The sequence below is a fragment of the Alteraquisediminimonas sediminicola genome, from assembly GCF_019740335.1.
GTDB classification, from domain to species: domain Bacteria; phylum Pseudomonadota; class Alphaproteobacteria; order Sphingomonadales; family Sphingomonadaceae; genus Alteraquisediminimonas; species Alteraquisediminimonas sediminicola.
Genome location: NZ_JAHXZS010000001.1, coordinates 260,927 through 287,579, shown reverse-complemented (window position 1 = coordinate 287,579; position 26,653 = coordinate 260,927). Strand labels below are relative to the sequence as shown.

Annotated in this window: 33 protein-coding genes; 25 read left to right on the top strand and 8 right to left on the bottom strand. The window is 58.3% G+C overall.

Annotated elements, in window-relative coordinates:
- Positions 1-10: 10 nt before the first annotated feature.
- Positions 11-1,231: an NADP-dependent isocitrate dehydrogenase gene (locus tag K6117_RS01480; RefSeq protein WP_221791998.1), complete on the bottom strand. Its 1,221-nt coding sequence runs from the start codon at positions 1,229-1,231 to the stop codon at positions 11-13.
- 152 nt (positions 1,232-1,383) lie between these two features.
- On the opposite strand from K6117_RS01480, the gene K6117_RS01475 reads away from it, so the two are divergent.
- Positions 1,384-2,133, top strand: coding sequence for a phosphatidylserine decarboxylase (locus K6117_RS01475; protein ID WP_221791997.1), 750 nt, complete (start codon positions 1,384-1,386; stop codon positions 2,131-2,133).
- Positions 2,133-2,921 carry a CDP-alcohol phosphatidyltransferase family protein gene (locus K6117_RS01470; RefSeq protein ID WP_221791996.1) on the top strand — a complete coding sequence of 263 codons (789 nt, stop codon included), beginning with the start codon at positions 2,133-2,135 and terminating at the stop codon, positions 2,919-2,921. The genes K6117_RS01475 and K6117_RS01470 overlap by 1 nt, the downstream gene beginning before the upstream one ends.
- Here K6117_RS01470 and K6117_RS01465 read toward each other — a convergent pair.
- Positions 2,866-3,105, bottom strand: coding sequence for a hypothetical protein (locus tag K6117_RS01465; protein WP_221791995.1), 240 nt, complete (start codon positions 3,103-3,105; stop codon positions 2,866-2,868). The genes K6117_RS01470 and K6117_RS01465 overlap by 56 nt on opposite strands.
- A 222-nt stretch (positions 3,106-3,327) precedes the next feature.
- Here K6117_RS01465 and rpsB point away from each other — a divergent pair, with 222 nt between their 5' ends.
- From rpsB to fabZ, 11 genes are all read left to right on the top strand, one after another.
- The gene (rpsB, locus tag K6117_RS01460; protein WP_221791994.1) at positions 3,328-4,071 is read left to right on the top strand and encodes a 30S ribosomal protein S2; all 744 of its coding nucleotides are present in this window, start codon (positions 3,328-3,330) and stop codon (positions 4,069-4,071) included.
- A 144-nt stretch (positions 4,072-4,215) separates the two neighbouring features.
- A complete protein-coding gene (tsf, locus tag K6117_RS01455; RefSeq protein WP_221791993.1) occupies positions 4,216-5,139 on the top strand; it encodes a translation elongation factor Ts in 924 nt (307 codons plus the stop codon).
- A 137-nt stretch (positions 5,140-5,276) separates the two neighbouring features.
- Entirely contained in the window at positions 5,277-6,002 is a 726-nt protein-coding gene (gene pyrH, locus K6117_RS01450; protein ID WP_221791992.1) for a UMP kinase, read from the top strand.
- A 2-nt stretch (positions 6,003-6,004) separates the two neighbouring features.
- Positions 6,005-6,562 carry a ribosome recycling factor gene (gene frr / locus K6117_RS01445; protein ID WP_221791991.1) on the top strand — a complete coding sequence of 186 codons (558 nt, stop codon included), beginning with the start codon at positions 6,005-6,007 and terminating at the stop codon, positions 6,560-6,562.
- Positions 6,563-6,612: 50 nt separating this feature from the next.
- The gene (gene uppS, locus K6117_RS01440; protein WP_221792809.1) at positions 6,613-7,281 is read left to right on the top strand and encodes a polyprenyl diphosphate synthase; all 669 of its coding nucleotides are present in this window, start codon (positions 6,613-6,615) and stop codon (positions 7,279-7,281) included.
- Positions 7,281-7,955 carry a phosphatidate cytidylyltransferase gene (locus K6117_RS01435; protein ID WP_221791990.1) on the top strand — a complete coding sequence of 225 codons (675 nt, stop codon included), beginning with the start codon at positions 7,281-7,283 and terminating at the stop codon, positions 7,953-7,955. Before uppS ends, K6117_RS01435 begins: the two co-directional genes overlap by 1 nt.
- Complete coding sequence (locus K6117_RS01430; RefSeq protein WP_343211721.1) at positions 7,952-9,112, top strand: 1-deoxy-D-xylulose-5-phosphate reductoisomerase; 1,161 nt, start codon at positions 7,952-7,954, stop codon at positions 9,110-9,112. Before K6117_RS01435 ends, K6117_RS01430 begins: the two co-directional genes overlap by 4 nt.
- Positions 9,112-10,245, top strand: coding sequence for an RIP metalloprotease RseP (gene rseP / locus K6117_RS01425; RefSeq protein WP_221792808.1), 1,134 nt, complete (start codon positions 9,112-9,114; stop codon positions 10,243-10,245). Before K6117_RS01430 ends, rseP begins: the two co-directional genes overlap by 1 nt.
- Positions 10,246-10,326: 81 nt before the next feature.
- Positions 10,327-12,936, top strand: coding sequence for an outer membrane protein assembly factor BamA (bamA, locus tag K6117_RS01420; protein ID WP_343211720.1), 2,610 nt, complete (start codon positions 10,327-10,329; stop codon positions 12,934-12,936).
- A gap of 8 nt (positions 12,937-12,944) precedes the next feature.
- Positions 12,945-13,568 carry an OmpH family outer membrane protein gene (locus tag K6117_RS01415; protein WP_221791988.1) on the top strand — a complete coding sequence of 208 codons (624 nt, stop codon included), beginning with the start codon at positions 12,945-12,947 and terminating at the stop codon, positions 13,566-13,568.
- 6 nt (positions 13,569-13,574) lie between these two features.
- Positions 13,575-14,054, top strand: coding sequence for a 3-hydroxyacyl-ACP dehydratase FabZ (gene fabZ, locus K6117_RS01410; protein ID WP_221791987.1), 480 nt, complete (start codon positions 13,575-13,577; stop codon positions 14,052-14,054).
- 11 nt (positions 14,055-14,065) lie between these two features.
- On the opposite strand, the gene mobA is transcribed toward fabZ, so the two are convergent.
- Genes mobA through K6117_RS01390 form a run of 4 tightly spaced genes read right to left on the bottom strand, consistent with a single transcriptional unit; the run spans position 14,066 to position 17,049 of the window.
- Positions 14,066-14,572: a molybdenum cofactor guanylyltransferase gene (gene mobA, locus K6117_RS01405; RefSeq protein ID WP_221791986.1), complete on the bottom strand. Its 507-nt coding sequence runs from the start codon at positions 14,570-14,572 to the stop codon at positions 14,066-14,068.
- Entirely contained in the window at positions 14,569-15,294 is a 726-nt protein-coding gene (locus K6117_RS01400; RefSeq protein WP_221791985.1) for an ABC transporter ATP-binding protein, read from the bottom strand. Before K6117_RS01400 ends, mobA begins: the two co-directional genes overlap by 4 nt.
- On the bottom strand, positions 15,294-16,256 hold the full coding sequence (locus K6117_RS01395; RefSeq protein WP_221791984.1) for a FecCD family ABC transporter permease: 963 nt from the start codon (positions 16,254-16,256) through the stop codon (positions 15,294-15,296). The genes K6117_RS01400 and K6117_RS01395 overlap by 1 nt, the downstream gene beginning before the upstream one ends.
- A 10-nt stretch (positions 16,257-16,266) precedes the next feature.
- A complete protein-coding gene (locus K6117_RS01390) occupies positions 16,267-17,049 on the bottom strand; it encodes an ABC transporter substrate-binding protein (RefSeq protein ID WP_221791983.1) in 783 nt (260 codons plus the stop codon).
- A gap of 150 nt (positions 17,050-17,199) precedes the next feature.
- Between K6117_RS01390 and rpmE the strand changes: the two genes are divergently transcribed.
- Positions 17,200-17,430, top strand: coding sequence for a 50S ribosomal protein L31 (rpmE, locus tag K6117_RS01385; RefSeq protein WP_221791982.1), 231 nt, complete (start codon positions 17,200-17,202; stop codon positions 17,428-17,430).
- A gap of 144 nt (positions 17,431-17,574) precedes the next feature.
- Here the strand turns inward: rpmE and K6117_RS01380 are convergent, their stop codons facing one another.
- Positions 17,575-17,874, bottom strand: coding sequence for an ETC complex I subunit (locus K6117_RS01380; protein ID WP_221791981.1), 300 nt, complete (start codon positions 17,872-17,874; stop codon positions 17,575-17,577).
- A gap of 148 nt (positions 17,875-18,022) precedes the next feature.
- Here K6117_RS01380 and K6117_RS01375 point away from each other — a divergent pair, with 148 nt between their 5' ends.
- On the top strand, positions 18,023-19,348 hold the full coding sequence (locus K6117_RS01375) for a dihydroorotase (protein WP_221791980.1): 1,326 nt from the start codon (positions 18,023-18,025) through the stop codon (positions 19,346-19,348).
- Here the strand turns inward: K6117_RS01375 and rnhB are convergent.
- Positions 19,345-19,932: a ribonuclease HII gene (gene rnhB / locus K6117_RS01370; RefSeq protein ID WP_221791979.1), complete on the bottom strand. Its 588-nt coding sequence runs from the start codon at positions 19,930-19,932 to the stop codon at positions 19,345-19,347. The genes K6117_RS01375 and rnhB overlap by 4 nt on opposite strands.
- Positions 19,933-20,008: 76 nt before the next feature.
- On the opposite strand from rnhB, the gene K6117_RS01365 reads away from it, so the two are divergent.
- From K6117_RS01365 to K6117_RS01320, 10 genes are all read left to right on the top strand, one after another.
- A complete protein-coding gene (locus tag K6117_RS01365) occupies positions 20,009-20,830 on the top strand; it encodes a cytochrome b/b6 domain-containing protein (protein ID WP_343211719.1) in 822 nt (273 codons plus the stop codon).
- Complete coding sequence (locus K6117_RS01360; RefSeq protein WP_221791978.1) at positions 20,820-21,578, top strand: molybdopterin-dependent oxidoreductase; 759 nt, start codon at positions 20,820-20,822, stop codon at positions 21,576-21,578. The genes K6117_RS01365 and K6117_RS01360 overlap by 11 nt, the downstream gene beginning before the upstream one ends.
- A gap of 165 nt (positions 21,579-21,743) precedes the next feature.
- Positions 21,744-22,709 carry a helix-turn-helix domain-containing protein gene (locus K6117_RS01355; protein WP_221791977.1) on the top strand — a complete coding sequence of 322 codons (966 nt, stop codon included), beginning with the start codon at positions 21,744-21,746 and terminating at the stop codon, positions 22,707-22,709.
- A 97-nt stretch (positions 22,710-22,806) separates the two neighbouring features.
- Entirely contained in the window at positions 22,807-23,244 is a 438-nt protein-coding gene (locus tag K6117_RS01350) for a nuclear transport factor 2 family protein (protein ID WP_221791976.1), read from the top strand.
- Positions 23,245-23,324: 80 nt separating this feature from the next.
- Positions 23,325-23,654: an ArsR/SmtB family transcription factor gene (locus tag K6117_RS01345; RefSeq protein ID WP_221791975.1), complete on the top strand. Its 330-nt coding sequence runs from the start codon at positions 23,325-23,327 to the stop codon at positions 23,652-23,654.
- Between the two features lie 45 nt (positions 23,655-23,699).
- Positions 23,700-24,149: an arsenate reductase (glutaredoxin) gene (gene arsC, locus K6117_RS01340; protein ID WP_221791974.1), complete on the top strand. Its 450-nt coding sequence runs from the start codon at positions 23,700-23,702 to the stop codon at positions 24,147-24,149.
- Positions 24,150-24,159: 10 nt separating this feature from the next.
- Complete coding sequence (gene arsB, locus K6117_RS01335) at positions 24,160-25,236, top strand: ACR3 family arsenite efflux transporter (protein ID WP_221791973.1); 1,077 nt, start codon at positions 24,160-24,162, stop codon at positions 25,234-25,236.
- Between the two features lie 11 nt (positions 25,237-25,247).
- Positions 25,248-25,997, top strand: a complete 750-nt coding sequence (gene arsH, locus K6117_RS01330) for an arsenical resistance protein ArsH (protein ID WP_221791972.1) — start codon at positions 25,248-25,250, stop codon at positions 25,995-25,997.
- Positions 25,998-26,093: 96 nt separating this feature from the next.
- Positions 26,094-26,309 carry a dodecin gene (locus K6117_RS01325; protein ID WP_221791971.1) on the top strand — a complete coding sequence of 72 codons (216 nt, stop codon included), beginning with the start codon at positions 26,094-26,096 and terminating at the stop codon, positions 26,307-26,309.
- A 101-nt stretch (positions 26,310-26,410) separates the two neighbouring features.
- Positions 26,411-26,620, top strand: a complete 210-nt coding sequence (locus K6117_RS01320; RefSeq protein WP_221791970.1) for a hypothetical protein — start codon at positions 26,411-26,413, stop codon at positions 26,618-26,620.
- Positions 26,621-26,653 lie beyond the last annotated feature (33 nt).

The following is a 26,653-nucleotide window of genomic DNA, read 5'->3' as shown; positions in this document are numbered from 1 at the left end:
CCCGATAATATTAGTTCCAGTTCGCCATTTCGGTTTCGAGATTGACGCGAATGGCTTCGAAGAACTGTTCGGTCGTCATCCAAGGCTGATCCGGCCCGATCAGGAGCGCGAGATCCTTGGTCATCGCGCCGCTTTCCACGGTGGCGATGCAGACGCGTTCCAGCGTTTCAGCAAAGCGCGTCACTTCCGGTGTTTCGTCGAAGATGCCGCGATATTTCAGACCGCCGGTCCATGCAAAGATCGACGCAATCGGGTTGGTCGAGGTCTGCTTGCCCTGCTGGTGCATGCGATAATGGCGGGTCACGGTGCCGTGTGCGGCTTCCGCTTCGATCGTCTTGCCATCCGGCGTCATCAGCACGGAAGTCATCAGGCCCAGCGAGCCAAAGCCCTGCGCGACTGTATCCGATTGCACGTCGCCATCATAGTTCTTGCATGCCCAAACGAACTTGCCCGACCATTTGAGCGCGCTTGCAACCATGTCATCGATCAGGCGATGTTCATAGGTGATGCCGATGGCGGCAAATTTGTCCTTGAATTCGGCCTGATAGATTTCTTCGAACAGATCCTTGAAGCGGCCATCATAGGCCTTCAAAATCGTGTTCTTAGTCGACAAATACACCGGCCAGCCACGGGCGAGGCCATAGTTCAACGATGCGCGGGCAAAATCGCGGATCGAATCGTCAAGATTGTACATGCCCATGGCAACACCGGCGGAGGGGTAATTGAACACCTCTTCCTCGATACGTTCGCCATTTTCGCCTTCCCAGACCATCTTCAGCTTGCCAGCGCTTGGCACGAGGAAGTCCGTGGCGCGATATTGATCGCCGAATGCATGGCGACCGACGACAATCGGATCGGTCCAGCCCGGGACCAAGCGGGGAACGTTCTTGATCACGATCGGTTCGCGGAACACCACGCCGCCAAGGATGTTGCGGATCGTGCCGTTTGGCGACTTCCACATTTTCTTGAGCGAGAATTCCTTCACCCGATCTTCGTCCGGGGTGATCGTCGCGCACTTAACGCCGACGCCATATTTCTGAATGGCCTTGGCGGAATCAACGGTGATCTGGTCGTTGGTTTCGTCGCGCTTTTCGATGCTCAGATCAAAATAGAGCAGGTCAATATCGAGATAAGGCAGGATCAGCCGTTCGCGAATCCACTGCCAGATAATCCGGGTCATCTCGTCGCCATCAATCTCGACGAGCGGGGTTTTTACCTTGATTTTGGCCATGACGATCTTTCATCTGGGGAGTGATTAAGTGGTTTGACATTCGCATCTAGGGCGGTCTTGCCTGATGATCAACCAGTCAAATTGATCTGTTGCCATGATTAGGGCCATGGCAACATTGCCACATTGCAGGGTCCGGCGTATGAACCGCGGCTATGTCCAATCATATCGATCCCGATCTTCGCCCTGCCGAAGGCCATGTCGCCAGCGCCCGTTGGCGTTTTCCCACCGTCCATCCCGAAGGGCGCAAGTTTGCGCTCATCTCGGGCGGCATCGCCTTGTTGCTGGGACTATTCGCATGGGAAACACTGGCATGGCCGATGGTCGGCCTGACCATCTGGATTCTGACTTTTTTCCGCGATCCGATCCGCGTCACGCCCAAGGGTGACAATCTGATCATTGCGCCTGCCGACGGGCTGATTACCCAGATTATCGCCTGTGCGCCGCCTGCTGAACTCAGTGGCCCAGAAGGGCTTGGCGATGCGATGATGACCCGCATCTCGATTTTCATGAGCGTGTTCGACGTGCATATCAATCGCACCGCGATTGGCGGCACCGTCCGCCGCGTGGTCTATATTCCGGGTAAATTCCTCAACGCCGATCTCGACAAGGCGAGCGAAGAAAATGAGCGTCAGCATATTCTCGTCGAATCGGCCAATGGCCTGCGCATCGGCTTCACCCAGATCGCCGGTCTGGTTGCGCGCCGGATCGTGCCGTTCGTCAAGGCGGGCGATGTGATCGCCGCAGGCCAACGCGTCGGCCTCATTCGCTTTGGCAGCCGCGTCGATGTCTTTCTGCCGGAAGGGACGGGCGCGAATGTCGTCGTCGGCCAGCGGACGATTGCGGGTGAAACCGTTCTGGCGAAGATCGGCGAATATCAGCCGCCGACCGGGGTCGCGCAATAATGTCCAATGGCGAACGTCGGCTTGCGGGCCTGCCGCTCCGATCTGTCCCGGCCAATGCCATTACCGCTGCGGCATTGTGCTTTGGCCTGACCGGCGTGCGCTTTGCGATTGCCGGCAATTGGCCGATGGCGATGGCCTGTATTATCGGGGCAGGGGTGCTCGACGGTCTCGACGGTCGGGTTGCCCGCATGTTGAAGGGTGAAAGCCGGTTCGGGGCAGAGCTTGATTCACTGTCCGACGCCATTTCCTTTGGCGTATCGCCCGCGCTGATCGTGTATCTTTGGGCGCTGAAGGATGTGCCGCGCATCGGCTGGTTCTTCGCCCTTGGCTATGCGGTGTGCTGCGCCTTGCGCCTTGCGCGTTTCAATGCCCAGATCGACATCAAGGACCAGCCGCATAAATCAGCCGGTTTTCTGACCGGCGTACCGGCACCTGCGGGCGCGGGTCTGATGTTCGTGCCCTTGTATATCTGGGACGTGACCGGCGAACCGCTGGCCCGCGCGCCTTGGATTGTCGCGCCTTGGACCTTGCTGGTCGCGTTGCTGATGATTTCCAATTTCGCGACCTTCAGTTGGAGTTCGCTCCGCCTGCGCCGTGATTTGCGGCTCCCCGCCATTTTGTTGGTCGGCATTGCCTGCGCCATGCTCATCAGTGAGCCATGGGCGACGCTGCTGGCCATTTCGGCGCTGTATCTGCTGATGATCCCATTCAGCATGAGCAGCTATGCCAAGATCAAGCGGCGTCGGGCCATGACGGGTAATGCGACTGAACTGCCCGGCGACGAATAATGTTTTCCGGGGCGGCGTTGTTTGACCGCGCCGTCCGGAAATCGCCGCGCAATGTCGGCATGCTACCTGCGGCAGGGCCAGTCATCCGCGACCAAGCGATCGACAGTTCGGCCACCAGCACAGCGAGTGCGAGGCCAAGGGTAAGCACAGAACTCAACATCGACAGCAAATGCAGAACGGTCATTGTTCGAACCCCTTATCGAAAGGCAGCCTGTTTGGCCTCGGTTTGTTCCATGCAACATGTTCCCCTCATGTTCCAATGTCAAGAACAAAAAGTGATCGACTTGACTTGAGTGACGATTCGCGGCTAGGGGCCGCTCATTCCACATGCGTGACGCACATACCGGTGCGCGGGGTTCGCCCTTCGTCACTGTCACGCAGAGGTACAACCGGAAGGAGAAAGACCATGGCGGCTCCAGTCGTCACCATTCAGCAATTGATCGAAGCGGGTGCCCATTTCGGCCACCAGACCCACCGTTGGAACCCGAAGATGAAGCCTTACATCTTCGGAGATCGTAACGGCGTGCATATTTTAGACCTGTCGCAGACCGTGCCGCTGTTCGCGCGCGCGCTCGACTTCGTCAACCAGACCGTTGCCCGTGGTGGCAAGGTGTTGTTCGTCGGCACCAAGCGTCAGGCCCAAGGCCCGATCGCTGAAGCTGCGCGTGCTTCTGGCCAGCATTTCGTCAACCATCGCTGGCTCGGCGGCATGCTGACCAACTGGAAGACCATTTCCGGTTCGATCAAGCGTCTCAAGCAGATGGAAGAGCAGCTTTCCGGTTCGACCCACGGTCTGACCAAGAAGGAAATCCTTCAGCTCACCCGCGAACGCGACAAGCTTGAGCTGTCGCTCGGCGGCATCCGCGACATGGGCGGCATTCCGGACGTGATGTTCGTGATCGACGCCAACAAGGAAGAACTCGCGATCAAGGAAGCCAATGTTCTTGGTATTCCGGTCGTCGCCATCGTCGATTCGAACGTCAGCCCGGATGGCATTGCTTTCCCGGTTCCTGCGAACGATGACGCTGCGCGCGCGATCAAGCTGTATTGCGATGCCATTGCCGCTGCCGCGAGCAAGGGCGATCAGGGTGGCCGCGCGGCGCGCGGTGAAGACCTTGGCGCCATGATCGAGCCGCCGGTTGAAGCATAAGTCTTTGGGCCTGATGATTCGGGCCTGATGATTTAACTACGCTTCGAGTATCACGCGCCGGACATGTTCGGCGTTTATTGAACGACATTACAGGTGCCCCGGCTAATAGTCGGGGCGCTTTGTCATCGTGAAAGGATGAAAGACATGGCAGAAATTACCGCTGCTTCGGTGAAGGAACTCCGTGAACGCACGGGCGCCGGCATGATGGACTGCAAAAAGGCATTGTCCGAAAACAATGGCGACATGGAAGCCGCTGTTGACTGGCTGCGCACCAAGGGGCTTGCTGCTGCCGCTAAAAAGGCTGGCCGCGTGGCTGCCGAAGGTCTGGTCGGCGTTGCCGTCAGCGGCAATAAGGGTGCCGTTGTTGAAGTGAACTCGGAAACCGATTTCGTCGCCAAGAACGATCAGTTCCAGGCTTTTGTACGCAACGTGACCGAAATCGCGCTCGGCACCGATGGCAGCGTCGAAGCGCTCGCCACCGCAGCCTATCCGACTGGCGGCACCGTACAGGAAGTGCTGACCTCGAACATCGCGACCATTGGTGAAAACCAGTCGCTGCGTCGTGGCGCTGTGCTTGAAGTCAATCAGGGCGTTGTCGTCTCTTATGTGCACAATGCTGCTGCACCGAGCCTCGGCAAGATCGGCGTGCTCGTCGCGCTGGAAAGCGCTGCGCCTGCCGATGCGCTCAATGCACTTGGTAAGCAGCTCGCGATGCACATCGCCGCCGCCAATCCGCTGGCGCTCGATGAATCGGGCCTCGATCAGGAAATGCTGGCGCGTGAACGTGCGATTGCCGAAGAAAAGGCATCGACCTCGGGCAAGCCTGCTGAGATCGTCGCCAAGATGGTCGATGGCGCGATTGCCAAGTTTGCCAAGGAAAATGCGCTGGTCAGCCAGTTGTTCGTGATGGACAACAAGACCAAGATCGCTGACGTCGTGGCGCAGGCTGGCAAGGAAGCCGGCAGCCCGATCACGCTGAAGGCGTTCGTGCGCTTCCAGCTTGGCGAAGGCATTGAAAAGCAGGAAAGCGATTTCGCAGCAGAAGTTGCGGCAGCCGCTGGTATCTGATTTTCGCTAGATCGCATCGTTTTTACGGAAAACCGGTTCCGGCATTTCCGAACGATGCAGTATAACGCTTGGCAGGGCGGTGCGGGTCGATTAGGGTCCGCGCCGCCTTTGTCTTCTTTGTAACATCACGGATTATCATGACTCGACCCCGATTTCATCGCATCCTCCTGAAGCTCTCCGGCGAAGTGCTGATGGGCGATGGACAGTTCGGGATCGATCCCGCGACTGTCGCCCGCATGGCGCAAGAAGTGAAGGCGGCTCGCGATGCCGGGCATGAAGTGTGCCTCGTCGTCGGTGGCGGCAATATTTTCCGTGGTCTGGCAGGCGCTGCCAAGGGGTTTGAGCGCTCTTCCGCCGATTATATGGGCATGCTCGCGACCGTGATGAATGCGCTCGCGATGCAGAATGCGCTTGAACAGATCGGCGTCGATACCCGTGTGCTGTCCGCCATTCCGATGGCGACCGTCTGCGAACCCTATATTCGTCGCCGCGCGGTGCGCCATATGGAGAAGGGGCGGATCGTGATTTTCGCTGCAGGGACCGGGAATCCTTTCTTCACGACCGATACGGCCGCTGCTCTGCGCGCCGCCGAAATGGGCTGTGATGCGCTGTTCAAAGGCACGAGCGTGGATGGCGTCTATGATGCCGACCCGAAAAAGAACCCGACTGCCAAGCGCTACGAAAGCCTCAGCTTCAACCGCGTGCTGTCCGATGATCTGAAGGTCATGGATGCGAGCGCCGTGGCCTTGTGCCGCGATAACAATATTCCCATCGTGGTGTTCAGCATCCGCGAACAGGGCAACCTTGCCAGCGTTCTCGCCGGCGAGGGTGTCGCCACTATCGTCCAGACACAGGAGAACTGATCATGGCCAAATATGATAAGGCTGATCTCGAACGCCGGATGAAGGGCGCTGTCGAAAGCTTGCAGCATGACCTCAATGGCTTGCGCACAGGCCGCGCCAATACGTCATTGCTCGATCCGATTCAGGTGGAAGTCTATGGCGCGATGATGCCGCTTAATCAGGTCGCAACTGTCTCTGCGCCGGAACCGCGCATGTTGTCGGTGCAGGTGTGGGACCGTTCCAACATGACCCCGGTTGAAAAGGCGATCCGCAATGCGGGCCTTGGCATCAATCCGATTACCGATGGGCAGAATATCCGCCTGCCGATCCCGGACATGACGGAAGAGCGCCGCAAGGAACTGGCCAAACTCGCTAGCCAATATGCAGAAAAGGCCCGGATTGCCGTACGCAACGTGCGTCGCGACGGGATGGATATGCTGAAGGCCGACGAAAAGAAGAGCGAAATCAGCGAAGACGAACGCAAGCGCTTTGAAACCGAAGTGCAAAAGATCACGGATGCCACCATCGCCGATATCGATGCCGCCGTGGGCCTCAAAGAAAAGGAAATTCTCGGCAAGTGAGCGTATCCGGCCCCGGCCTTGTGGCAGTGCCACGTCATGTTGCGATCATCATGGATGGTAATGGCCGCTGGGCAAAGCAGCGTGGCCTGCCGCGCGTCGCGGGGCATAAGCAGGGCGTGGAGGCGGTGCGCCGCACCGTCCGCGCTGCGAGTGAACTCGGCATCGAGGCGCTGACCTTATACGCGTTCTCGACTGAAAACTGGCGGCGACCGGAAGATGAAATCAGCGACCTGTTGGGCCTGTTGCGCTTCTTTATCTCGCGCGAATTGGACGCGCTGCACAAGGCCGGTGTCCGCATCCTGATCCTTGGCGATTTGTGCCGTTTTCCCGCCGATATCGTCGCGGATATCAAACACGCGATTGAGCGCACCGCAGGCAATAGCAAGATGACGCTGGCGATTGCGCTGGGCTATGGCGCGCGGGCGGAAATCGTCCATGCTGCGCGTACGCTGGCCGCAAAGGCCGTTGCAGGCGAGATTGCGCCGGATCAGATAGACGAGGTCATGTTCGACGCCGCGCTTTACACCCATGATATGCCTCCGCTCGATCTGCTGATCCGGACATCGGGTGAGGTGCGCCTGTCCAATTTCCTGTTGTGGCAGGCTGCCTATGCCGAAATGATCTTCATCGATCAGTTCTGGCCGGATTTTGGGCATGAGACACTGGCCCAATGCCTTGACGAATATGCGCGGCGCGAGCGCCGCTATGGAGGGCTGTGATGGCTATCGCCAAGAATTTGCGGGATCGGGCGATTTCGGGCGTCATCCTTGGTGCGGTCGCCATCGGGGCCATCATCCGGGGCGGCAATGCGTTTTTAGCCCTCACGGCCATAATGACCCTGTTGATGCTGGTTGAATGGATCAACATCTCGCGGGCGATTGTTCGCAGCAAAGGCCTGCCGGTACCGCTGCTCGGTCTGTTCGGGCCATTGGGCGCGATCTATTGCGGGCTGACCTTGGCCGCATTGCTGATCATTCGCGCGGGTGAACATGGCTTGGCGCTGGCAATCTGGACCTTGTCGATTGTCGTGGCGACTGATGTCGGCGCCTATTTTGCCGGTCGCACTATTGGCGGACCGAAGCTCGCGCCGAAGATCAGTCCGAACAAGACATGGGCGGGCCTGATCGGCGGCATGGCGGCGGCAGGTTTGATCGGCATGCTGGTTGCCGGGCAGGGCGCATTGACCCCGAGCTTTGCCTATGCGGGAGCGGGCCTTGCGGTGCTGGCGCAGGCGGGCGATCTGTTTGAAAGCTGGATGAAGCGCATGGGCGGCGTCAAGGATAGCGGACGCGTCATTCCCGGCCATGGCGGGGTATGGGATCGGCTGGATGGGCTGGTACCGGTGTCTTGGGTCGTGGCCGCCTTGGTGATGAGCCAGAGTGCTGCGCAGTGACCAGAAGCATCACCATTCTTGGTGCAACAGGTTCCATAGGCACATCGACGCTCGATCTGATTGAGCGCGAACCGGACAAATTCCAGATAGACACGCTGACGGCCCATCGTGATGTGCAGGGCTTGGCATCGGCGGCATTGCGGACGCGGGCAAGTCTTGCCGTCATTGGCGATGAAAGTCTGTATGACGCGTTGAAATCCGCGCTTTCCGGTTCGGGGATAGAGATTGCCGCCGGGGCAACTGCGCTGGTGGAGGCGGCGTCGCGACCGGTGGACTGGACCATGGCGGCGATTGTCGGCGCGGCTGGCCTGCCACCCGTCATGGCGGCGGTGCAGCGCGGCGGGACATTGGCGCTGGCGAATAAAGAGGCGCTGGTTTGCGCGGGCGAATTGGTGCAGGCTGCCGTCAAGGCGCATGATGCGACGTTGCTGCCGGTGGACTCCGAGCATAACGCGATTTTCCAATGCTTCGATGTGGTGCAGGCGCATCGCATCAGCCGGATCATCCTGACGGCATCTGGCGGCCCGTTTCGCGGGCGTGACCGGGCCGCAATGGCAGCGGTGACCCCGGCAGAGGCCGTGCGCCATCCCAATTGGTCGATGGGCGCGAAGATCTCGGTCGACAGCGCAACCTTGATGAACAAAGGGCTTGAACTGATTGAAGCCCAACATATTTTCGGACTGGAGCCGGACAAATTCGAGGTGATTATTCACCCGCAATCGGTCATTCATTCAATGGTCGAATATGTCGACGGGTCGGTGCTGGCGCAAATGGGGTCGCCGGATATGCGGATTCCAATCGGCTTTTGCCTCGGTTGGCCGGAACGGATGACGACGCCTGCCGAACGGCTCGACCTCGCACGGATTGCACAACTCGATTTCCATGCGCCTGATTTGGCATCATTTCCTGCGCTCGCACTGGCGATGCAGGCGATGAAGGAGGGGGGTGCGCGGCCTGCGATCCTCAATGCGGCGAACGAAGTGGCGGTCGCGGCCTTTCTTGAACACCGCATAGGCTTTCTCGCGATTGCAGAGATTGTCGCGGACGTATTGGCTCGCTATGCTCCGCCCCGGCCTGATACGCTGGAAGATGTGTTCGCAGTCGATGCGGAGACGCGGCGGATTGCAGCAGAACGAGTGGAGGCAATACCCGCGTGATCAGTTCCAGCCCCGGTTTGCTGTTTACACTGGCCAGCTTTGCCTTTGTCATTGGATTGCTCGTCTTTGTCCATGAGCTTGGCCATTATCTTGCCGGACGCTGGTTCGGGGTGAAGGCTGATGTCTTTTCGATCGGCTTCGGTCGCGAAATGGTCGGCTGGACCGACAAACGCGGTACAAGGTGGAAAGTGGCATGGCTGCCTTTGGGTGGATATGTCCGTTTTGCAGGCGATATGAACGCCGCCAGCCAGCCGACCCCGGAATGGCTCGCACTGCCAGCCGCGGAACGCAACAAGACCTTCCAGTGCAAGCCCTTGTGGCAGCGCGCGATCATTGTCGCGGCAGGGCCTGCAATCAATTTTGCCTTTGCCATCGCCATTTTCATCGGCTTTTTCGGTATCTACGGCCAGCCGATGACGCCGCCTGTCGCCGGGCAGGTCATGCCGGGATCGGCGGCAGAAATGGCCGGGATCAAGCCGAATGACCGGCTGGTATCGGTCGATGGCCAACAGGTGAAGCGGTTTGAGGATATCGCCCGGATCGTGCAATTGCGCCCCGGTCAGGCCTTGCCGATCGTCATCCAGCGCGGCGGTGAGACATTGCGTATGGTTGCCACCCCGACCGATGAATATCAGCGCGACCGTTTCGGCAATCAATTTCATGTAGGACGCCTTGGGATCGCGCAGACCAGCCTCGCCTGGGTGCCGGTGCCTTTCTATCGCCTGCCGGATGTCGCAACGGTTGAAGTGTTCAAGACCGTCGGTTCGATGACGGATGCGATTGGTCAGATCATTACCGGGCGGCGTTCGATCAAGGAAATGGGCGGGCCGCTCAAAATCGCGCAATATTCTGGGCAGCAGGCTTCGCAAGGCGCCGAAAGCCTGATTATGTTCATCGCGCTCATTTCCATTAACCTCGGATTCATCAACCTGTTGCCAGTGCCGATGCTTGATGGTGGCCATTTGTTGCTTTACGCAGCCGAGGCGGTGATCCGTCGACCGATCCCGCCAAAGGTGCAGGAACAGGCCTTTCGGACCGGTTTTGCATTGTTGATGGGCTTAATGGTGTTTGTAACGTTGCTTGATCTCGGTAGTTTTGGTCTGTGGGACCAGATTAGCAGCTTGATCGGCTGAGATGGATGAGGCAGGGCAGTTTCTCAGAAATTGGGATGCTGTCATGATATTTGGCAAAGACAGACTGTAAGGGCACCTCGCGTGAATTCAGCAAAACTTACCGCGCCTTCGGGCAAATATCTTACCTGCGCGCTGCTGGTGGGGACGATCCTGTCCGGACCGGTATCTGTGGCGATGGCTGCGGATGATGCCGCGCCGGTGCCTGCACCCGCAACACCCGCCGCCGCACCTGCGACGGCAGGCGTGATCCGCTCGATTACAGTGACCGGGGCGCAGCGTCTCGAACCTGATACGGTCCGTTCATATATCAAATTACGCCCGGGGCAGGCCTATACCCGCGAACAGCTCGATGACGCGCTGCGCGATCTGTTTGCGACCGAATTGTTCGCCGACGTCCAGATCCGTGACAATGGCACCGGCGACCTCGTCATCGAAATCAAGGAAAACCCGGTCATCAACCGCATCGTGCTGGAAGGCAACAAGCGGTTGAAGGAAGAAAAGATCCGTCCGGAAATCAAACTGTCACCGCGCCAGATTTTCACAAAGTCAAAAGCGCGCGCCGATGTCGCCCGGATCATCGAATTATACCGCCGTCAGGGCCGCTTTGCTGCGACGGTGGAGCCGAAGCTCGTCACGCTCGACCAGAACCGCGTCGATGTGGTGTTCGAAATCACCGAAGGGGCCAAGTCCAAGGTCCAGCAGATCAACATCATCGGCAATGAAAAATTCTCGGATGGCGATCTGCGCGGGCAGATGGTGACGAAGCAGTCGCGTCTGTTCCGCCTCTTTTCATCATCGGCCAGCTACGATCCCGATCGTCTCGCCTATGACCAGCAGAAGCTGCGCCAATTTTATCTGAGCAACGGCTATGCCGATTTCCGCGTCGTGTCGGCGGTTGCCGAACTGACCCCGGACAAGCGCGACTTCATCATCACCTATGTGGTGGAGGAAGGCGAACGCTACAAGCTCGGCGCAGTCGATCTTGAAAGCGAAATTCGCGACTTTAAGGCTGACAAGCTCAAGCCGCTGATCCCGATGAAAAAGGGCGATTGGTATAACGCTAAGGCGATTGAAGACACTGTCGATCAATTGACGGAAACCGCCGGGACCTTCGGCTATGCCTTTGTCGATATTCGTCCGGACTTCGTGCGTGACAAGGATGCGCGGACCATGTCCGTCACCTTCAAGGTGGCAGATGCGCCGCGCGTGTATGTCGAACGGATCGACATCAACGGCAACACCCACACCAAGGACAAGGTGATCCGCCGCGAATTCCGCCTGTTCGAAGGCGATGCGTTCAACACCTTCAAGGTGAAGCGCTCGAAGGATCGCATCCAGTCACTTGGCTATTTCCAGGAAAATCTGGAAATCGAGCAAAAGCAGGGCAGCAGCCCGGACAAGGTTGTGCTGGAAGCCAATGTCGAAGAAAAATCGACCGGCGAATTGCAGGTGTCGGCCGGTTTCTCGTCGCTTGAACGCTTTATCGTCGACCTGTCGATCCGTGAACGCAATTTCATGGGCAAGGGTCAGGAAGTCCGCGCCAGCGTCAATTATTCCAGCTATTCCAAGTCGGTCGAGGTCGGCTTTACCGAGCCTTATATCTTCGACAAGAACATTGCCGTCGGCGGCGATATTTTCCGTCGAGACTATAACAGCTTCAATTACATCGGGAAAAGCCGCAACACGACCTATCAACAGTCGACCACCGGTTTCCAGATCCGTGCCGGTGTGCCGCTGACCGAATATTGGTCGATGGCATTGCGTTATGGCCTGAACTATGACGATGTGACGCTCGATAAGGATACATTCTATTATACCGACGCCAGCGGCGCACGGATCTGCGATGAATTCACCGCCGGGCGCTATCTCTGCGATGCGATTGGCAAAAGAACGACATCGTCGGTCGGCTACAGCCTCGTCTTCGACAATCTCAACAATCGCATTCGTCCCAGCAAGGGGCAGCGCATGGTGTTCAGTCAAGATATGGCCGGACTTGGCGGCAGCGTAAAATATCTGCGGACCCGGATCGACACCAATAAATATTGGGGTCTTGGCAAGGGCTTTGTCTTCTCGGTCGGGCTGGAAGGTGGCCATATCCTCAGCCTTGAAAAGAGCAAGGGCGATGGCGTTGACAAGGTTCGTTTGACCGACCGTTTCTTCCTTGGTGAACCACAGTTGCGCGGCTTCGGCATTCGCGGCGTAGGCCCGCGGGTTGTCCGCACCTATCCGGGCCAGACGACCACGCAAAATAACAACAACGATGCGGTCGGCGGTCATCAATATTATCTCGGCAAGGTCGAATTGGAAATTCCGCTCGGCTCCGGCGCGCGTGAAATGGGTCTGCGCCCGAGTGTGTTCCTCGATGCCGGTTCGGTCTGGGGTGTAAAGAACCCGAAGCTGTTGACAGCGGCAGAGACCGGATCAGTCGTGCGTCAGTGTCAGGATCCAGCGACGCTCGCCGTCACGCCGTCCAATGGCGGTGTTTGCGCCGCGGGGCTTACCCCGCTTCATATCGCGGCATTTGATGAAACTTTCTTCGGCGACACATGGAAGCCGCGCGTATCCATCGGTTTTGGCGTGAATTGGAATTCGCCATTCGGTCCGTTCAGGATTGATATAGCTAAAGCGCTTATTAAGCAGGATGGCGACAAGACCAAGCTCTTTACATTCAACATAGGGACCCAGTTCTAATGACTAAAATGACGAAGTTTCTTGCGGCTAGCGCAGCCTTGATGATGGTGCCTAACCTCGCAGCCGCGCAGGTTGCCCAAGGCGTAGCCACCGCGAATTTCGACCGTGCGATTGAATCGAGCGCCGCCTATGGCAGCGCGATCAAGCAGGTTGAAGCCAGCTACAAGCCGCAGATCGACGCATTTTCTGCACGCAAGAAGGTGCTGGATGCCGAACTGAACGCATTGGTCGTGAAATATCAGGCCGATGCCAAGGTGAACCCGAACAACCCGGCGTTGAAGACGCAGGAAACCACGATCCGCGCCAAGCAGACCGCCGCGCAGAGCGAACTCGGCAATCTGTCCACGCCATTTGGCCGTCCGATTGCCTATGTGCGCGAACAGGTTGAAGCCCGTCTCGAAGCCGCGATCAAGTCGGCGATGAAGAAGAAGAACATCGGGATCATCTTGACGCCTGACGCCATCATGGCGATTGCGCCGGGCAATGACCTGACCGGCGATATTGTGTCTGAGTTGAACCTCACGCTTCCGACTGTCGGCATCACTCCGCCCGCCGGTTGGCAGCCGGGCCAACAGCAGGCTGCTGCCAACACGCCGCCTGCCAATCCTGGCAACACCCCACAGGGGCGTTGATCTGAAATGAGCGAGGGTGAGCAAAAGGGGGAATCGATTGGTCCGCAGGATATTCGGCGGATCATGTCGACCATCCCGCACCGCTATCCGATGCTGCTGGTCGATCGCGTCGAGGAGTTAATCCTCGACGAATCGATCGTGGCGGTAAAGGCCGTGACGATGAACGAACAGTTCTTTCAGGGGCATTTCCCTGATCGTCCGATCATGCCGGGCGTGTTGATCGTCGAGGCACTTGCACAGGCGGCCGCCATTTTGGCGGTGCAGTCGCTGGGCATGGCCGATAGCGGGAAGCTCGTCTATTTCATGGCGATCGATAGCGCCAAGTTCCGCCGTCCGGTGGAGCCGGGTTGCTTATTGAAGCTGCACGTTGAATTCATTCAAAAGCGTGCATCGGTGTGCAAGTTCCGGGGTCGCGCCATGATCGATGGCCAATTGGCGACCGAGACCGAGTTCACCGCCATGATCGCGGACCCGCCCAAGGCGTAACGCCTAAGCGACTACAGGTCTTTGACTTCATTGATGTTTCGAACAGCATGCCCGATCCTTACAGGTCGGGCATGTTGCTGTTCATGCCAATCGCGCAGTCTCAGGCTCTCGCCATCTTGCAGCCATTGCTGCAATGCCCCGGCCAGCGTCGCAGGCCAGCGGCTCCAGCTCCAATGCGCCTCGATATACGCCGGGGCGGGGGACAACAGGGCCGCGAGGTCGTCCGGCACATCCGGCATATCGCACGGGCAGATCAGCACTTCGTCAAATCCATTGGCCTGCGCATAAGCCAAAGCCCCCGATATGCCGCCAAGCGGCCCAAGGCCGGGGGCGGGGGCATCGGGCGCGCTGGGCAAGCCCGGCCAGTCCCGCCCGATCACGACCAGCCCATCGCATTGCGGGCGCAAGCGATCCGCGACGACATCGAGCATCGCCCGCCCGTCGATCAGAGCCTGTGCCTTGTCCGAACCGAAGCGGCGTGATTGCCCCCCGGCGAGAATCGCGCCGAGCAGTTTCATGCCGCCCCGCCATTACTGTCGGCAAGTTCCATCCCGCGATCCGTCAGGCGCACGCCGAAGATGGCCGATAATGGGGCATCGCCCATGATGACATCCGGTCGGCCTTGGCCAATCAACTTGCCCTGATCGACCAGCAGCACATCGCCATGATGATGGTGAGCAAGGATCAAATCATGGACGGACAAAAGGACAATCGCCCCGCGTTGCGCCTCTTCCTCCAGCAACGCCAGCACACGCAGGCGCCATGCCGGATCAAGATTGGCGAGGGGTTCATCGAGCAGGATCACATCGGGCTGGCTCACCAGCGCACGGGCGATAAGGATGCGCGTCCGTTCGCCGGTCGACAGGCTGTTGATCGGGCGTGCGCCCAGTTCAACCGCATCAAGCCGGGTGAGCACTTGATCGATCAGGTTGGGGGCAAGACCGGGCGCAAGGCCAAGTGCGACCACATCCCGCGCCCGCATCGGCCACGCAATATCGCGCGATGCGGGCATGAAAGAGATATGCCGCATCCGTACCGCAGGCGGCAGATCGGCAAGATCAATCTCTCCCAACTTTAACGTGCCGGATACCTCGCCATGGCCGATTAGCGCATGGAACAGGCTGGTTTTGCCCGCGCCATTGGGGCCAATCACGAAGGAGACGGTGCCCAAGGCCAGGTCGACATCCGCAGGCCCGAAGCGGCCCGCCAATTGCAGGGCGCGGAGATGAAGTCCGGTCATCACAAGCCCTTTTGCCAGCGACGGCCCGCGACCAGCCACAGAAAGAACGGTACGCCGATCAGTGCGGTGACGACCCCGACCGGCAGATTGCGGCCAATCGGGGCAAAGCGGGTGACGATATCGGCGCACATTAGCATCACCGCGCCGATCATCGCGGCGGGCAACAAGGCGCGGCCCGGATGCTGACGCGTGAGCGACCGCGCGAGAAACGGCGCGACCAGTCCGACAAAGCCGACCGCGCCGCAAATAGACACGCATGCCCCGATGGCAACCGCCGAGGCGATGATGATCCGGCGGCGCAAGCGCGGCACATCATGGCCCATCGACTGCGCGACCACATCGCCCAGCACGAGGTGGTCGAGCGCATTCGCCTCGCGCATGATGACGAACAAGGCCGGGAGCGTAATCGCGCCTGCAAGCAGGGCCTGCCCAAGGCTGTGATCGACGAAACTGCCCATCATCCAGTCATAGACATCGTAAAAGGCGAAGGGCGAGGGGGCGAGCGCCAGCGCGAGCGTGGTCGCCGCGCCGGTCACCGCCGTAATCGCGACCCCTGCGAGCAAAAAGCTGATGCTGTCGGCGCGTTTGCCCGCGAGCAGCAACAATGCGACCAGCGCGAGCAGCGCCCCCGCAATCGCTCCGATGGTGAGCGCATAGCCATCGCCAAGGCCCAGGCTATAGCCGGTGACGACCGCGCCAAGCGCTGCGCCGCCACTCGCGCCATTGATATCGGGCGAGGCCAAGGGATTGGCGAACAGCGCCTGTATAGCCGCACCGGTCAGGCCAAGGCTCGCGCCGAAGATCAACGCCAGCAACAAGCGCGGCAGGCGCAATTCGAGCAGAATCGTCGCGAATAAGGCGGGCCGTTCGGCCCAGAGCGGCCATAATATCGATGCCGGCAGCGCAAGCGACACCAGCCCGGCAATCGCCAGTGCCAGCAGCAGGAAAAGGCGCGCCCGCATGGTCATTCCATCAACCCTTTGTTTGTCCACGCAGGCGCATTATCTCATCGATCAACGAAGGGCCACCACAGAGCCATCCACGCCCATCGGTATCAATCACCCGCCAACCGGGGCGATGGCGCACAAATTGCAGACCCGGCCAGCGCTGCGAACGCGCCATCTGGCCGATCCGATAGCGGCTGTTGAGCAGCCAGATCGGCTTCATCGTCAACAACATTTCGGAGGTGAGGCGGCTTCCCGCCATCGCTACCTGTCGCAATCCAGCAAGGCGCATCCATTGGGCGCTTAACCCATCGGGCAAAATGGTCAGTCCTTCGCTCGTGACAAAGCTCGCCTGGTGCAATCGACGCGGGGCGGAGGCACGCATTTGTTTGAACCGTTCGCGCCAGATTTGCGCCGCCTGTGGTCGCCCTAAGACGGTGGCGACGTGTACAAGATTGGCGGCGACATCGTCCAATGTCTGGGGATAGGGCAGGATCATCAACCGGGCGTTGAGCGCGCGCGCCAAGCCGATCCGATCATCCGGCGCGCCACCCATGGTCAGGATCAGGTCCGGCTGTTGCACGGCCACGGAATCGATAGTGCCATTGTTCGTGCCAAAGCGTTTTGCCTGATCGGCCCAGCGGTTTTCGTTCGGATCATGGCCAAGATGGGTGAGTGAGACGATCTGGACAGGGGCCGCCACCGCCAACAGATATTCATCCGTGCACAGGTTCAACGACACCACCCGGCGCGGCGCGGCGGCTGCCAGATCGGGCAGCAGCAACAAGGCGAGGGTCAGCAGGCGGATCATCAGCCACCCTATTGCGCGAAAACAGGGTATTGTCGATGGAGCAATATGGGCCGAACCTGCCTTGCAATTCACCGGATTTGAAGCTATTGGCCCGTCATTATCTATTTCTGGCTGGTCGGAACCAGCCGCGAACCAGAGAAAGACCACAAGATGAAGCCCGATATCCATCCCGATTATCACATGATCAAGGTCCAGATGACGGACGGCACTGTGTACGAAACCCGCTCCACCTGGGGCAAGGAAGGCGACACGCTGCTGCTCGAAATCGATCCGTTGTCGCATCCGGCTTGGACCGGTGGCAACAAGGTGATGTTGGATGCCGGTGGCCAGGTTGCCCGCTTCAACAAGCGCTTTGGTGGTCTCTCGCTCGCCAAGAAGTAATTCTGGCGCGGTGTGCCGCACTGAATATGAAAAGGCCTCGGTTGAAAAACCGGGGCCTTTTTCTTTTGGTCCCTCAAAACACCACAAAAAAGGCCGCTCGATCCAGTCGAGCGGCCTTTTTAAGCCGATAGAATCGCGCGCAGATTATCGCGGCGTGATCGGCCCGACATTGAAATTATCGGCATAGGTCTGCAATTTGATCACGCGTGCAGGCGCAGGCGCGACCGTATATTGAAGATCATTAGCCTTGGCATAGGCCGTGGCCGCATCCAGCGAGGCAAAGCGCAGCTTCACCTGACGCTCGGTATCGCCGGAGCCTGCCCAGCCCATCAACGGATCGGCGACGCGCGCTTCCTTCGGCTGATGTTCCAAAACCCATGTGCCGGTCCCGGCGCGGCCCGATTGCAGGGCGTTTTTCTGCTGTTGATAGATGATGGCCGTCATGGATCTCTACTCATTCCCGAATGGCTTGCCGATAATGGCATTCAACAGGCGCTATAATCGCTTCACCTCGCCATAAAAAGGGGGAATATGGCGTGACCCGGACGATGATGCGTCATAAAGAGATGGCAATAGATCAAGGAGCAGCCCGATGCCGACTTTTGACCTCAAGCTTAAAAATGGCACTGTCTGGACGCCGGGTGGCCCGGTGCATGCCGATATTGGCGTTCGCAACGGCAAAATTGCCGGGATCGGCATCACGGGCGATGCGGATGAGGTGATCGATTGCACCGGTTTGGATATTCTCCCCGGCGTGATCGACACACAGGTCCATTTCCGCGAACCGGGGCTGGAACATAAAGAAGACCTTGAAACCGGATCGCGCGCGGCGGTGATGGGCGGCGTGACGTCGATCTTCGAAATGCCGAATACCAAGCCGAACACCGATAGCGTCGATCGCGTCACCGATAAATTGGGCCGGGCGCTGCATCGCATGTGGTGCGACCATGCGTTTTATGTCGGCGCGACCAGTGCCAATGCCGATCAATTGCACGAGCTTGAACGTCTGCCCGGCACGGCTGGGGTCAAGATTTTCATGGGGGCGTCGACTGGCGATTTGCTGGTATCCGAAGATAAGGAACTCGCCCGCGTGTTGCGTAATGGCAAGCGCCGGGTCGCGATCCATGCCGAGGATGAGGCGCGGATGCAGGAGCGGCTCCATCATCGGGTCGCGGGCGATGCGTCCAGCCATCCGGTGTGGCGCGACGATGAAAGCGCGTTGCTTGCGACCAAGCGCATTCTCGGCATTGCGCGGGAAACCGGGCGGCGTATCCATATTCTCCATGTTACCACGCCCGAAGAGCTGGAACTGATCTCCCATCACAAGGACATCGCGACCTGCGAAGTGACTCCCCAGCATCTGACTTTGCGCGGCGAGGAGGCCTATCCCCGGCTTGGCACACTCGCGCAGATGAACCCGCCGATCCGGTCGGGCAAGCATGTCGATGGCTTGTGGTTCTGGTTGAATCAGGGCGTGCCGGATGTGATCGGTTCCGATCATGCGCCGCATACGCTGGAAGAAAAGTCCAAGGCCTATCCGGACTCGCCCAGCGGCATGCCGGGCGTGCAGACCTTGCTGCCGCTGATGCTCAACCATGTGGTGCAGGGGCGAATGACGATGGAACGGTTGATCGACCTGACCTCTGCAGGGGCGCAGCGGATTTTCGGTCTGGTTGGCAAAGGAAGGATCGTCGTCGGCTATGATGCCGATTTCACCATTGTCGATCGCCACAAGAAATGGACAGTGACCAAGGATTGGCTTGGGTCGCGTTGCGGCTGGTCGCCCTTTGAGGACATGGACCTGACCGGCAAGGCGCTTGGCACCATCATTCGCGGGCATCGCGTGATGTGGGACGATCAACTGGCCAATCAGGCGTTTGGCGAACCGCTGAAGTTCGAATCGACCAGCTTTTCCTAGAGCAACTCGCGTACCGGCCTGAAACTGCGACGATGATGGGGCGTGACCCCTTGCAATTTCAGGCCGTTTAAATGGTCCGCCGTCCCATAGCCCGCATTGCGCGCCCAGCCATAGCCGGGGTGCGCGGCATCGAGTGCTATCATGATCCGGTCGCGATGGACCTTGGCGATGATGCTCGCCGCGGCAATCGACAGGCAGCGGTCATCGCCCTTGACCACCGCCGTCGCCGCAAAGGGCCAGACCGGCAAGCGATTGCCATCGACCAGTACATGCACCGGCGAAAGTGTCAGCGCGGTCACTGCGCGATGCATCGCCAGCATTGTGGCTTGCAGGATGTTGATCTCGTCGATCTCCGCCACTTGCGCCTCGCCGATGCCGACATAAGCGCAGGCCATGATCTGATCGAACAATATTTCCCGCCGCGCCGCCGACAGTTTTTTGGAATCGGCCAATCCATCCGGCATGCGGGCGGGGTCAAGAATCACGGCTGCGGCGACGACCGGCCCCGCGAGCGGCCCACGACCGGCTTCATCAACCCCGGCGACAGGGCCTTGGTGACAGGCTTCGAATGACCAGTCAGGCATGTGGCGCGACTTCAGCAATATGATTGTTTTCATGCATCTGTGGGTGCATAACCCAGTCAGCGTAGGAGTAAAACCAGTGGTTGCAAGATTGCATCATCCCATATCTCGTCATGATCTCGCCACTAGGCTGTGGCACTGGATCAATGCCCTGACGATATTGATCATGGTGATGAGCGGCCTCACGATTCTCAATGCGCATCCACGGTTCTATTGGGGGGATGTCGGTACTTGGGGCGATATCGCATGGCTGCAAATCGGATCGAGCGATGGGCGCGGCCTGTTATTCATCGGCGACCGGATGTTCGATACGACCGGCTGGCTTGGCCATTGGACCGATGCGCAAGGCGTGGCGCAAGACTGGGCCTTTCCCGGCTGGATCACCATTCCCACCGATTATGATCTTGCCCAAGGGCGGATTTGGCATTTGCTGTTCGCTTGGGTGTTTGTGCTCGGCTGGCTCTTTTATCTGGGGCGGGGTGTTATCAGCGGCCATTTACGGCGCGATCTATGGCCGCGCCTTGGCGATCTGACCCCGCGCGCGCTGAGGCATGAAATTCGCCATCATCTGAGCATCTCCGCCATTCGGGCGATGGCGGATAATGGGTATAACAGTCTCCAGCGGCTGAGTTATCTCGCCGTCATTCTGGGGCTTATTCCCTTGATGATCATGACCGGGCTTTCAATGTCGCCGGGGATGAACGCGGCCCTGCCGTGGCTGCCCGAATTATTTGGCGGGCGACAATCGGCGCGGTCGATCCATTTTCTCGGGATGTCCGCGATCCTGATTTTCGTAGTGGTGCATCTGGTGATGGTGCTGCTGGCCGGGCCGATCCGGCTGATATTGGGGATGATGACGGGCGGATCGTTGAAGGCAGAGGGCGCGCATCATGGCGAATGAGATTGATCGTCGCGCCGTTATTGCCGGGTTGATCGGCGGCGGGGCATTATTGTCCGGTTGTGATCGGATTGGCTCAAGCGCGCCCTTTCAGGCAGCAGTGGAGGGCGCGCGCGGCCTGACAATGCACAGCCAGCGCCTGTTGATTGGCCGTGATCGGCTGGCCCCAGAATTTGGCCGGGACAAGATTTCCGATAGGTTTCACGCCAATGGCACGACCGATCCGATTGAACCGGCCTATCGCGCCCTTGCGGCGAATGGATTTCGCCAATGGCGGCTGGAGGTGGATGGGTTGGTCCATCGGCCATTCGGACTGTCGCTTGCTCAATTGCAGACGCTGCCGCAGCGCCGCCAGATCACCCGCCATGATTGTGTCGAGGGTTGGAGCGCCATCGCCGAATGGCAGGGCGTGCCGCTCGGCCTGATCCTTGCCCATGCCGGGTTGATGCCCGATGCGCGTTATGCGGTGTTTCATTGCGCGGATCGGCTGGGCGGTGATCAATATTATGAATCGATTGATCTGATTGATGCATTCCACCCTCAGACCATCCTCGCGCATCGCATGAATGGCCAGCCGCTTGGCATCGCGCACGGCGCGCCGATCCGGCTGCGAGTGGAACGCCAGCTTGGCTATAAACAGGCCAAATATGTGATGAGAATCGAATTGGTGGCGACGCTGGACGGGATCGGCGGCGGCAAGGGTGGCTATTGGGAAGATCGCCGAAATTATGATTATTACGCAGGTATTTGAGCGGGAGAGGGCGTGTAAGCGGATCGTTTGATCCCATATGGATGGAATCTTCACCATAATACTGAAAAACAAGACCTTATATCCGATATGGTCCTTTTATGTTCTGGACTTCATCCGCTTTGGTTTGCACCTAGGGAGGGTAATCGGAAAGGGACAATGATGCAGATGACCAACGATTTAAGCGCTTCCGAGCAGCAGATTTCAGCCCCGATCATGATCATGATTGCAGAAAATGAATATCTGGCCGCGCAGGCATCGCGCCATGCCGATGCGACTGGCATCCGTTTTGGCGCCGTCGTGGCACCAGGACAGGCATGGGAACGGTTGCAACAGCAGGTCGTGCTGGATGCGGTGTGGCTCGATTGGGAAAGCTGCGCGGAAAGCGCCGCATTGCCCGCATTGCTCAACTGGCTTGAGGAAGATGATCTGGGCTTGGATGCACGGCTGATTGTGTCGCTGCGGCTGGATCAGCTTGATGATGCGCTGACCCGGCTCCCGCGCGACGCCACGGTCTTGTGCAATGCGGATGAACTCGACAGCATCGTTGCGCTGTCGGCACTGACTGCCCCGTCAACTCATATGCTGAACGATATTGGGGCCGAACATAAGGTCGAACAATTAAGCATGATCAGCGAAGAGGTGCAGCGCATTGCCCGCGTGTTGGCCTCGCTCTCGACCACCAACGCGACCGGAACTGCATCAAATAATGCGGGCCGCAGCGACATATCCGTGCCCGGTCTTGCCGCCAGCCCGTTCCTGCCATCAGCGATCGAGGAAGACGCGCCTATCACTGGCGCGGAAGTGCGCCATCTGATCCGCATTCGCCGGGTGAGAAACCAGTTTTTCAATGGCGAATTATTCGCCGATCCGGCTTGGGATATGTTGCTTGATTTGATGGCGGCCAAGCTTGAACAAAAGCGTGTCGCCGTTTCCAGCCTGTGCATCGCCGCTGATGTGCCGGCCACCACTGCGCTGCGCTGGATCAAGACCATGGCGGATAATGGTCTGTTTCGTCGCATTGCCGATCCCACCGATGGCCGCCGTATCTTTATCGAATTATCAGAAACCGCCTTTGGCGCGATGAAAGAATATTTCCGCGCCGACGGCCGGTTGTCTCGCTTTGGTGCTTGATCACCCTTTGCATGGCAGAAGAGTGGATGTGCGGAATTCACTTCTTTAACTAAATACAATATTGTAGAGCCATTACTGAACGGGCGAGGGAGAAGTCATGGCGTTTTCGGGACCTATCGAAGATCGATTTGCTATTCGCGAACTGCATGACAGCTATTCAGATAGCGCCACTCGGCACGACCGCGAGGCATGGCTTGCCTGTTGGGCCGATGATGGCGAATGGCGCATCATGCATGGTGATTTCACCTCCAAGGAGGAAATTGCCCTCGAATGGGACCGGATCATGAACGATATGAACGGCGGTCTGAAAGGTGCTGATCTAGAGTTGTTTTTGAGCTTTCCGGCATCGATGGAACTGCATGGCGATCATGGTGTCGGCTATGTGTATACCAATGAACTGGTGGTCAATGAATCAGGCCGCGTCTCTCGTCTGGCGGGGCGGTATGACGATGAATATGTCAAGGTCGATGGCCATTGGTTGTTCAAAAGCAGGACCTATCACCTGATCCATGTGGATTCGCATATTGAGCGCTAACGCATTAATTTATTAGATATTGCTGACGTTCTGCGCTTGGGGGCTTGTTCGGATGCAAATAATTCGATAAATCTCGAATTATGGAATCTATATCTGCTACCGAGGCATTGGCTGCCCTTGCCCAGACTACCCGTCTCGACTGTTTTCGCCTGCTCGTTCGTCATGAACCTGCGGGGCTGGCGGCGGGCGATATCGCGCGTCAGCTTGATGTGCCGCCCAATACGCTCTCCACGCATTTGAACATCTTGGCGCGCACGGGTCTGGTGTCGGCGACGCGTCAGGGCCGTTCAATTGTCTATCGCGCGCAGATTGCCACGTTGCGCGATCTCATGGTGTTTCTCGCCAAGGATTGTTGCGAAGGTCGCAGCGATCTGTGCGCGCCATTGATTGCCGAACTCACCTGTTGTTGAAAAGCGCGCGGCTAGTCATCGCTGTGCCAAAAGGAAAGTCTTTTGATGTCCGGTCCCATCGATATCATCATCTATCACAATCCCGATTGCGGCACGTCGCGCAATACACTGGCACTCATCCGCAATGCGGGGATTGAGCCGCATGTCGTCGAATATCTCAAGACACCGCCGAGCCGCGCATTGTTGACCTCGTTGATCGGGCGAATGGGCATTGGCGCGCGCGCGTTGTTGCGCGAAAAGGGGACACCTTATGCAGAGCTTGGCTTGGATAATCCGCGTCTTGGCGATGATGATCTGATCGCTGCGATGATCGCGCATCCGATCCTGATCAATCGCCCGATTGTGGTGTCGCCTTTGGGTGTCCGGCTTTGCCGCCCGTCTGAAGAGGTGCTCGATCTGCTGCCCCAGCCGCAGCTTGGGGCATTCGCTAAGGAAGATGGCGAACGCGTCATCGATGAGGCGGGGCAACGCATCCCGCCAGCCAATCTTAATTGAGAGTCGATACATGACGAACGTCACCACCAAGCGCCTGTCATTTCTGGATCGCTATCTGACCCTATGGATATTTGTCGCCATGGCGTCGGGTATCGCGATTGGTACGTTGTTCAAGGGCGTACCCGGCGCGTTGAACGCTATGTCGGTCGGCAGCACCAGTATCCCCATCGCCATTGGGTTGGTGGTCATGATGTTTCCGCCCTTGGCCAAGGTCAAATATGAAGAGCTAGGGCAGGTTTTCCGAGACCGGAAAATCCTCGCTTTGTCCCTGTTTGAATGTTGGGTTTTAGGCCCGGCCTTTATGTTCCTGCTCGCGGTGACATTGTTGCGCGACTACCCGGAATATATGACCGGCCTGATATTGATTGGCCTTGCGCCATGTATCGCGATGGTGCTGGTGTGGAACCAGTTGGCTGGCGGCAACGGCCAATATGTGGCAGGTCTGGTGGCGTTTAATTCGCTGTTCCAGATATTTTTCTACGCGCCTTATGCCTATTTCTATTTGACGGTGCTGCCGCCATTTTTCGGGCTTGACGCTCATGTAGTGGACGTCGATTTCCTCACGATCGCCAAGGCCGTGCTGACCTATCTTGGCATTCCCTTTGCCGCTGGATTTTTGACCCGCCGGGTGTTGATCGGCAAATATGGGGAAGATTGGTATCGCACCCGATTCCTACCGAAAATCAGTCCGCTCACACTCGTTGCATTGCTTTTCACGATTGTGGCGATGTTTAGCCTCAAGGGTGGGGAAATCCTTGCCCTGCCGATGGATGCCTTGCTGATTGCCGTGCCTTTGGGGGCGTATTTCCTCTTTATGTTCATCACCAGCTTCGCCCTTGGGCGTCTGATAGGCGCGGATTATCAGCGTACGACAGCCATGTCCTTTACCGCCGCATCCAACAATTTCGAACTGGCTATTGCTGTGGCTATTTCGGCCTTTGGCTTGGGATCGCCCGTGGCCTTTGCCGCTGTGATCGGGCCATTGGTCGAGGTACCCGTGCTGATCTTGCTGGTGGGTGTCGCGATCCGGCTTGGACAGCGCTATTTTCCTCGGACATTCATCCACCCATCGCAATCGCCGAATTAAGGACGAATAAAGTGTCTCGACTGCGCGACTTGACCGACCCTGATATTCTGCCTGCGTTTCAGCCGGAATATGCCCATCGTCACCCGGCTGTCGGACTTGGTCAAGATCAGCCCCCGCCGCGCATCCTGCTATTATATGGATCACTGCGGGAGCGGTCGTTTTCCCGGCTGGTGGTCGAGGAATCTGCGCGGTTATTGCAATATTTTGGCGCGGAAACCCGTATATTCGATCCATTGGATCTGCCGTTGCCCGATCAGATCGCCGGTGATGATCATCCGGCGGTGCATGAATTGCGCGAACATGCGATGTGGTCCGAAGGGCAGGTCTGGTGCAGTCCGGAACGCCATGGCCAGATCACCGGTATTATGAAGGCGCAAATCGATCACTTGCCACTGGAACTGAAAGGCAGGCGGCCAACCCAAGGGCGCACCTTGGCGGTGATGCAGGTGTGCGCCGGGTCGCAATCTTTCAACAGCGTCAACACGCTGCGGATATTGGGGCGCTGGATGCGGATGTTCACGATTCCCAACCAGTCGAGCGTTGCCATGGCCTATAAGGAATTTGACGATGCCGGACGGATGCTACCCTCCGCTTATTATGACCGCATTGTCGACGTGATGGAGGAGTTGGTCCGCTTCACCATCTTGCTGCGCCCCCATGCGGCGCAATTGGTCGATCGCTATTCTGAACGCAAGGAAAGAGGGGAGTTGACGTCCGACAGGGACGATCACGCCGCGGCAGCCTTGGGCGTGCAGGGGTAGGGCGATCACCACTTCATCTACGTATTGATGGCGATTGCATCGCGTTAAAATTGGGTCGACGTTTCTTCATCATCAACAACGGTGACGGAGAGTCCCATGTCGAACCATGTCTACAAGGTCGTCGAGATTGTTGGTACGTCCAGCAAAAGTATCGAAGACGCCATCCAAAAGGGGATCTCCCGTGCGGGTAGCAGCTTGCGGCATATCGGCTGGTTTGAGGTTGTTGGCACGCGTGGGCATGTCGAGGACGATCATGTGGTGCATTACCAAGTTACGATGAAAGTGGGATTCCGCATGGAAAGTGACGGCTGACCGTCGGATTGGCGTTTGTTTCCCGCATAATTTGAGCTTTTGCTGTCTATTTGTGCCTTGAGGGCGCAAGGGGGGCTCTACACACCAATCGGAGCACCTCAATGTCCAGACAGCATACGCCTCCCTATCTCATCACCAAGGATGAGGCAGGTGCATTTCGCCTGACCGTCAGGGAGGTCCGCTTCAACTCGCAAGGCTATCCATTGGTGTCGTCAAAGCTTCAGGACGAAGTGTTCAAAACCGCCAACGCCGCCAAAACCTTCGCGCGCGAACAGTTTGGCGCAGAACCGGGTCAATACGCGACGAAATAAGGCGGGTGCGCACTGCGCATGTATCAGGATCAG

Coding starts and splice junctions, on each gene's coding strand:
- K6117_RS01325 (WP_221791971.1), top strand. CDS start 26,094: ATGTCGAACCATGTCTACAAGGTCGTCGAGATTGTTGGTACGTCCAGC.
- arsC (WP_221791974.1), top strand. CDS start 23,700: ATGTCCGGTCCCATCGATATCATCATCTATCACAATCCCGATTGCGGC.
- K6117_RS01360 (WP_221791978.1), top strand. CDS start 20,820: ATGGCGAATGAGATTGATCGTCGCGCCGTTATTGCCGGGTTGATCGGC.
- rnhB (WP_221791979.1), bottom strand. CDS start 19,932: ATGCCTGACTGGTCATTCGAAGCCTGTCACCAAGGCCCTGTCGCCGGG.
- tsf (WP_221791993.1), top strand. CDS start 4,216: ATGGCAGAAATTACCGCTGCTTCGGTGAAGGAACTCCGTGAACGCACG.
- uppS (WP_221792809.1), top strand. CDS start 6,613: ATGGATGGTAATGGCCGCTGGGCAAAGCAGCGTGGCCTGCCGCGCGTC.
- arsB (WP_221791973.1), top strand. CDS start 24,160: ATGACGAACGTCACCACCAAGCGCCTGTCATTTCTGGATCGCTATCTG.
- frr (WP_221791991.1), top strand. CDS start 6,005: ATGGCCAAATATGATAAGGCTGATCTCGAACGCCGGATGAAGGGCGCT.
- K6117_RS01480 (WP_221791998.1), bottom strand. CDS start 1,231: ATGGCCAAAATCAAGGTAAAAACCCCGCTCGTCGAGATTGATGGCGAC.
- K6117_RS01400 (WP_221791985.1), bottom strand. CDS start 15,294: ATGACCGGACTTCATCTCCGCGCCCTGCAATTGGCGGGCCGCTTCGGG.
- K6117_RS01390 (WP_221791983.1), bottom strand. CDS start 17,049: ATGATCCGCCTGCTGACCCTCGCCTTGTTGCTGCTGCCCGATCTGGCA.
- K6117_RS01380 (WP_221791981.1), bottom strand. CDS start 17,874: ATGACGGCCATCATCTATCAACAGCAGAAAAACGCCCTGCAATCGGGC.
- K6117_RS01465 (WP_221791995.1), bottom strand. CDS start 3,105: ATGACCGTTCTGCATTTGCTGTCGATGTTGAGTTCTGTGCTTACCCTT.
- K6117_RS01350 (WP_221791976.1), top strand. CDS start 22,807: ATGGCGTTTTCGGGACCTATCGAAGATCGATTTGCTATTCGCGAACTG.
- rpsB (WP_221791994.1), top strand. CDS start 3,328: ATGGCGGCTCCAGTCGTCACCATTCAGCAATTGATCGAAGCGGGTGCC.
- K6117_RS01375 (WP_221791980.1), top strand. CDS start 18,023: ATGCCGACTTTTGACCTCAAGCTTAAAAATGGCACTGTCTGGACGCCG.
- K6117_RS01475 (WP_221791997.1), top strand. CDS start 1,384: ATGTCCAATCATATCGATCCCGATCTTCGCCCTGCCGAAGGCCATGTC.
- K6117_RS01395 (WP_221791984.1), bottom strand. CDS start 16,256: ATGCGGGCGCGCCTTTTCCTGCTGCTGGCACTGGCGATTGCCGGGCTG.
- mobA (WP_221791986.1), bottom strand. CDS start 14,572: ATGAAACTGCTCGGCGCGATTCTCGCCGGGGGGCAATCACGCCGCTTC.
- K6117_RS01320 (WP_221791970.1), top strand. CDS start 26,411: ATGTCCAGACAGCATACGCCTCCCTATCTCATCACCAAGGATGAGGCA.
- K6117_RS01415 (WP_221791988.1), top strand. CDS start 12,945: ATGACGAAGTTTCTTGCGGCTAGCGCAGCCTTGATGATGGTGCCTAAC.
- fabZ (WP_221791987.1), top strand. CDS start 13,575: ATGAGCGAGGGTGAGCAAAAGGGGGAATCGATTGGTCCGCAGGATATT.
- K6117_RS01345 (WP_221791975.1), top strand. CDS start 23,325: ATGGAATCTATATCTGCTACCGAGGCATTGGCTGCCCTTGCCCAGACT.
- rpmE (WP_221791982.1), top strand. CDS start 17,200: ATGAAGCCCGATATCCATCCCGATTATCACATGATCAAGGTCCAGATG.
- pyrH (WP_221791992.1), top strand. CDS start 5,277: ATGACTCGACCCCGATTTCATCGCATCCTCCTGAAGCTCTCCGGCGAA.
- K6117_RS01470 (WP_221791996.1), top strand. CDS start 2,133: ATGTCCAATGGCGAACGTCGGCTTGCGGGCCTGCCGCTCCGATCTGTC.
- K6117_RS01355 (WP_221791977.1), top strand. CDS start 21,744: ATGACCAACGATTTAAGCGCTTCCGAGCAGCAGATTTCAGCCCCGATC.
- K6117_RS01435 (WP_221791990.1), top strand. CDS start 7,281: ATGGCTATCGCCAAGAATTTGCGGGATCGGGCGATTTCGGGCGTCATC.